Consider the following 6,040-nt stretch of genomic DNA (forward strand, 5'->3'; position numbering starts at 1 on the left):
GATGGCTTTGAGTTTCGGCGAACAGCGTAACAACGGCACGATTTCGCTATCCCAAACGTCGGCAAAGGGATTTGTCCGCGTCCGCCAATCGCGTTCTGGTTTCTGCGAGGGCAACTCGGTCGCTTTGGTTACGCGGCGAGCCGTACGCACGCTCATACCTGCTTTCGCGGCGGCAACTTCCTGTGTGTGGTCTTTGCGCTTGGTCATGTAGAGATGAACCTGTCGATCGGTGATGTGGGTTCCAGACATTGGCGAACTGCTCTTTAGCTGCAGTCGACCATCCTATTCCCCGCCGAATCAGCGCTGCCGGTGGTTCGTCGTCTACGGCGGCTACGCCGCCTTCGACACCTCACCACCGGCCATCATAGTTGTCGCAAAAGCGGACTTCCCAATTGTCGCGCACCAGCAGACGCGACACACGTTGCCATTACCGTGCGAGACGACGGGGTAGGCATAGCCGCCACAGATATCGAGGATATTTTCCAGTTGTTTCGGCAAACCCACCGGTCGTCGGCTCGGTCAGCCGGCGGCATGGGACTTGGGCTAACGCTCGCACGCCGACTGGCAGAAATGCATGGGGGCACCCTAACCGCTCGAAGTGCCGGCTTGGGAAGAGGCAGCGAATTTACGCTGACATTGCGGCAGTCTCTATCGTCGAACGATGACTCGGCACTGCCGTCGTCTGAGCGCACCCTCCCCGAATTTCCGCTGTCCATACTCGTGGTAGACGACAATCGTGACACTGCAGACGCAATGGCAATGTATTTTCAGCTATTGGGGTATTCAACGTTTGTGGCTTACTCGGGGGCAGAGGCGTTGGTTCTCGCAAGCACAGCGGCGCCTGACGTCGTCTTGAGTGATGTAGGCCTGCCGGGTATGGATGGGTATGCGCTGGTCCGGGAGCTTCGAAAACTGGAAGGTTTCACGGCAACCTTATTTGTCGCAATAACTGGTTATTCAACGAATACCGACCGCGAGGCAGCCTTACGAGCAGGGTTCGATGCGCATGTCTCTAAGCCCGCTAATGTCGCCAAGCTTGGGCAACTTATTCAACAGCTGCACGCAGAAAGGCGTCTGCCTCGCAAGCGGTAGATGCAAGTCGTTTGAATCACTGCCCGCCACCGCTCTCCTATTAGCCATACGTCGACCGAGGTGCGAATGAACCGACTGAATGTAGGCGCCCGAGTAAAACTGACCGACGAACGGCTCCTGCAACTTGAAAGTGACTCGGCGAAACGGGACTAGGACCGCGTGGGAACAGTTATCGGGTATCGGCCTGGTGCCAAAGGCCCACTTGTTGAATTCGACGCCGATGAGGAACGGCGCTCCGAGATACCTGCAGGACGTCGCGCTCGCATATCTGGACGTAATGCCGGCATCGGAGCATCTGAGGTCCTCTGCGCCACTGTACCGGGTCGGGGACAACCACCGAGCCAAACCCTTGCGAATGGATTGAGCAACCGTCGCGTGGACGCAAAACAGAAAACCGCTGACCAAGGACGACCTCCAAAGTGGATGGTGCCGAATCATGCTTTCCTTCGCCGCTCCGCTGCTACATGAGCGAGAGCGGAATTGGACACTTCCAGCGACACCTGCTCGGCCTGGTAAGTCAGGCCTCGAAATGTTTCCTGCCGCAGTGTCAGCTTTCGACCGGCGGCGTTCATAGGCAAGATTAATTTGCGTTCTGGAACCGTCGCGTCTCTACTACGTGAGCGCGGACTTTCTCTATGGAATCGAAATGACGACAACGGTTGCGGATGCCAACGAAATTGTTCAACAAATAGCGGCCGAGACAAATACCTCTGCCGACGTCGTTTCCAAGCTCTATGCACTCACGATGGCGGAATTTGGTGAAGGGGCGGTCGTTCACGACTTCGTGCCGCTGTTCGCCGCTAAGCGCGTACGCGCGGCGCTCAGAGACGCTCAAAAGCAGCTCCATTGAATCCTGGGCTTCCGCTGGGCAAGACGTATTGCGGGTCTCAATAGAACGCCAACGTATGCGTCACTGAACATCCGGGAACGCAAGCTTAGCTTAGACCGTGTTTGCAGGATAAACATCGTCGAGTAAAAGCGATAGGTCACGCTCATTAGGACGCGTGCCAAAGCTGCTGTAACCGGCGACCGTTGCTATTGCAAGCCACGAATTTGGCGGAAACGACTCAGTGATAATTTTACCGTCTCGCAAAATGCGCAGCCGGCCAGTGTCTCTGCAAAATTCGGCACACAATGTCGTGGAATCGACGTCGCGGCTTGCGCGAACTGGCTTTTCCAACATAAATGCCCCCTTTTACCTCGAAAACTTCCTTCATCGTGTGACTCGAACAATCACTCCGACGAAGGCTGGATGGCGCCCCAGAACTTGCAGCAGGAGCTCCATATGCATGGCGAAATTTGATACCCCAAAAGTGACGCGTTGACGTCGGTAAAAGTTGAACAGGTCCCCATGCTGTTTCGCTGATTTGTACTGGGACAATCGGCTCTCAGACCATTGTAATTTTTCAAAATTATCAGTGCGAGCACGCATCGACGGTGATGGACGCTTATTGCTGAGTCGGCCGCTGACCGCTGTCACATAACCGACACAAAATTTTCTTCAGCTCGGCATCTGCGTTGCAATTGGAGGTGCGAAACGTCGCATTATCGCCGGTACGTCGTTGATTCATGGTCAAGTCGTTTCGGGCTCTGATATAGCGTGCGCTTAGTGCGGACCGAAAGACGCTTTAACGGCATCGGACTTGCTCACGTTATTGTGGAAGCAAAATCTCTGGTCCTGCTCTTACACGGCAACGCGAAAAGAAGGGTTCCCAATGAACAACCGCGATAGTGGTCAAGCGAATGTGAATGCATCGGTCCGGTCTGTGTCGTCGTTGGACGACAAGTCAGTCTCGCGGCTAACAAAGCATATGAGTGTTCCAGCCGCGTTCTTCGCATTAGCAGACCCAGTCGTCGGGCAAGTCACCGCTCGGGCGCACCAGCTGGTGTCTCAGGGGGACGCCGAAACACTGCACAAGTTTAGAGTAGCGCTGCGACAACTACGCGCACTATGGTGGGCGTTTGCGCCTCTGATGGATAGCGCACAAGCGAAGCTTGAACGCGACGAATTCAAGCGACTTGCAGGAGTAGCGGGAGACACACGGGACTGGGACGTTTTATGCGCGCTTCTATCATCCGCCCGCCAATGCAGTGCGATAGTAGAAAACCTCGCTCCAGCTCTTGCCGTTCAACGGGAGCTTGCATTGTCATCCACCTGGGCCACCTTAAAGCATGCTGATATCGAGACCCACATGCGAAGCGTGCTGCTCGGAACCCTGCGACAGCTGGAAGAGCATGGCGACGAGCCGGTGAACAAGTTCGCCGAGACACGGGTGCGTAAAGCTGAGAAGGCGCTGAGGACCTCCATTAAACAAGCACATCGCCACAAGCTCCCCGATTTTGATGCGCTGCATGAAGTACGTATCGCTGGAAAGAAGCTCAGGTACTTGCTTGAGTTTTTCGCGCCTCTACTAGCCGGTCATCACGACAAAAACATCAAGCGGCTGATGACTTTCCAAACCCAATTAGGCAACCTCAACGACGTTGTTGTTAGCGAGGTCAAACTTCGTGAGACACCCCTCTCTGGGATAGGCGAAAACGACTTGACGCAAACGCTCAATTGGATGACCAAGGAAAAAACGCGACGTCTGCGCGCCGCACAGCGGCATATCAGACGTATCAAAGAGCGCTGAGCCGGCTGTACTTTTCTTTATATGAGACGGGCACGCTCCAGCCAAACATCAACTGTTTGTGGTCAGACGTAAGCGAGTACAGCATTCACTTTTGTTTTTCTGCTTGAGCCGGCAAAAGAACGCTTTCGATTTTGTCGAGCGTGAGCGAGGGTACGAAGGTCGCGTCCTGATAAATCGCCGCAAGCGCTTTTGCATCGATTTCTTCGGCGTTTCCTTGCCACCGAACGGCTGCCCCTTCAAATGCTGCATCCCATAATCCCGCGAGGCTCAGAGCGCCACCAGCCATAAGGATGGCAGTTTTTTCTCCGAAGGCGCTCCAGAGTCCGTCCACCACGCGCACGGAACTCCCTCCACCTAACCGGATGTATTCGTCGCATAGTTCTGTGGGCGAAATCACTGTCGCCGCCGCAGCCATCAGCTCGACCGTTGCGGTTGCCGCACTTTGCCCGTTGGTAATATTGACTCGAAGTTTCGGAAAGTCTTGCGCCGCCGACGGTATTGCAGCTAAAAGCTGGCTTGAATATCGGTCCACCATTTTATCTTCATAGGTTGCGTGCACGCCCTTGCCTGGCCAGCTTTTCGCACCCGGTTGCTGCTGTTCGCGATAACCATCAGATAGATAGGAGCCATGCAACGGCTGACACGCGTCCCCAACGTAGTGAGAGACGATGCCGGCCGCGCAAAGAAATCGAGGCATGTTGCCTTCGCGAAGCCGCACGACCATTTCATCGAAAAGCTGCCAGACGCGAAAAGGCAGCAAGCCTTGCGACCGCGCGTCAGTGTTCCCATTCGCTTCGTACCATTTCTGCCACGCTTGCACGGTCATGTTGCTGCTGCTCTCCAACGAAAAATCGCGCAATGTCTTGCCGGTCGCATCTGGTTTATCAATATCCGCATAGTGATTAGGATGCTCGGGCCCCGCGTTCTGCGCATAGTCCCGTCCGCCAGGCACTTTATTCTTCACCTTCTTCCAGACCAAATCTGGCACGTCCGCTAGTTCGACAAAATCGCCGTTAGCAAGCGCCTTGCGAATTTGGCCTGGCGAGAGCTGTTCGGGCGGAAAATTAATGCGTTTCACGTTTGCTGTGAGAAACGCCTTTAACTTTTCATTCTTGACGTGGTCTATCGCTGCCGTCGCGATGCTGTAGTGCCCCGTCTGTCCCCAAAAAGGATTGGCGCCCGTGTTGTGCCCTTGAATCAAGTCCACGTCCAAGAGCTGGCAAACCGTTCCTAACCCCGTAGCCAAGGCGTAGTTAAACCGCTCCCGGTCGCTTCCGACTAATGCTTGGCCGCCCCATTCAACCGCCATCGGTCGAAGTATCGTTTCCTTGCCGCTAGCGACAGTTTGTAGATGCCATACTGTTCCGGAATCACCCGGCATCGTCTGCACAGCGCCGTCTTCTGGAGCGATGAGGAACTCCGAGATGAAATCATAGCCGCCTATCGATTTGTGTCTGTAAAACAGTGCTTTGATTGCTCCATGGAGCGCGCCCGACGCCGCGCCGAACGCGGCGACCGGCTGGTCAATAAGTTGAAGCCCAAGATTGAGTTCGGTCAAATCCGCGATATCCCCGACAGGATTTGAAAGTCCGAACGGTTGGCTGGTCCAGTCATTTATGTCGTCCACCTCAATGAGACCCACGTCGAGCGTGAGGTAAGTCCGAGCACTTGGCAGCGCAGGAAAGACCGAAGAGAATGCTTCGCGGGTTATCTGCTTATCCGACGCTCGGCCAACCTCTTTTAACTCGCCTCTCACCCGCGCACTGATTCGCTCGCCGGGACGCCCGCAGACGTGGCGATTCGTGAGCGCGTACGTCGTGTGTCCATCTGTGACTAAGCATACGACGCTCGCGGTATGCTGCTGGCCTTGTACGTCGACGACAATCGGGCAACCACCGCCGATGTACGTACGTGGCCATCGGGTATCTGCGGGTTTCGTTAGATGAGCTGTCGCTGGTTCGACGGCGACCACACAAACGGGTACTGACCGGCCATCAGGCAGATAAAGTGTTCGGGGTACCATCTGGGGCTCTGTCGAATGAAAGGGACTTCCCCGTCCCGAGGCTGCGGCGGAAGCCGCAATTCGGCATCAAAGTGCCATGATGAAGTCTCGACCTTCATCAACACCAGCGAAAGGGGAAGTCCATGTCCATTGTCACCATCGGAATCGATCTTGCCAAGAACGTCTTTGCGGTTCACGGCGTGGATGAATCCGGCAAGCCGGTATTGATCAAACCGCGTGTCCCACGTGATCAACTGCTCGCGCTGATCGCCCAGTTGCCACCCTGTCTCATTGGCATGGAGGCCTGTTCGGG

4 protein-coding genes and 2 pseudogenes are annotated in these 6,040 nt (G+C 55.4%); 4 read left to right on the forward strand and 2 right to left on the reverse strand.

Annotated features, from left to right (window positions below):
* A pseudogene (locus tag BSU04_RS46985) lies at positions 1–249 on the reverse strand (IS21 family transposase); the annotation flags it as partial.
* A gap of 60 nt (positions 250–309) precedes the next feature.
* Here BSU04_RS46985 and BSU04_RS00305 point away from each other — a divergent pair.
* The 3 genes from BSU04_RS00305 (at position 310) to BSU04_RS00320 (ending at position 3,725) form a co-directional block, all read left to right on the forward strand.
* On the forward strand, positions 310–1,092 hold the full coding sequence (locus BSU04_RS00305) for an ATP-binding response regulator (protein WP_089158728.1): 783 nt from the start codon (positions 310–312) through the stop codon (positions 1,090–1,092).
* 646 nt (positions 1,093–1,738) lie between these two features.
* Positions 1,739–1,942, forward strand: coding sequence for a DUF3562 domain-containing protein (locus BSU04_RS00310; protein ID WP_089158729.1), 204 nt, complete (start codon positions 1,739–1,741; stop codon positions 1,940–1,942).
* Between the two features lie 865 nt (positions 1,943–2,807).
* Positions 2,808–3,725 carry a CHAD domain-containing protein gene (locus BSU04_RS00320; RefSeq protein WP_089158731.1) on the forward strand — a complete coding sequence of 306 codons (918 nt, stop codon included), beginning with the start codon at positions 2,808–2,810 and terminating at the stop codon, positions 3,723–3,725.
* A gap of 85 nt (positions 3,726–3,810) precedes the next feature.
* Here the strand turns inward: BSU04_RS00320 and BSU04_RS00325 are convergent, their stop codons facing one another.
* The gene (locus BSU04_RS00325) at positions 3,811–5,481 is read right to left on the reverse strand and encodes a S1/P1 Nuclease (protein ID WP_144021080.1); all 1,671 of its coding nucleotides are present in this window, start codon (positions 5,479–5,481) and stop codon (positions 3,811–3,813) included.
* 389 nt (positions 5,482–5,870) lie between these two features.
* On the opposite strand from BSU04_RS00325, the pseudogene BSU04_RS45105 reads away from it, so the two are divergent.
* A pseudogene (locus tag BSU04_RS45105) lies at positions 5,871–6,040 on the forward strand (IS110 family transposase); the annotation flags it as partial.

The organism is Caballeronia sordidicola, from assembly GCF_002220365.1.
Classification (GTDB): domain Bacteria; phylum Pseudomonadota; class Gammaproteobacteria; order Burkholderiales; family Burkholderiaceae; genus Caballeronia; species Caballeronia sordidicola_C.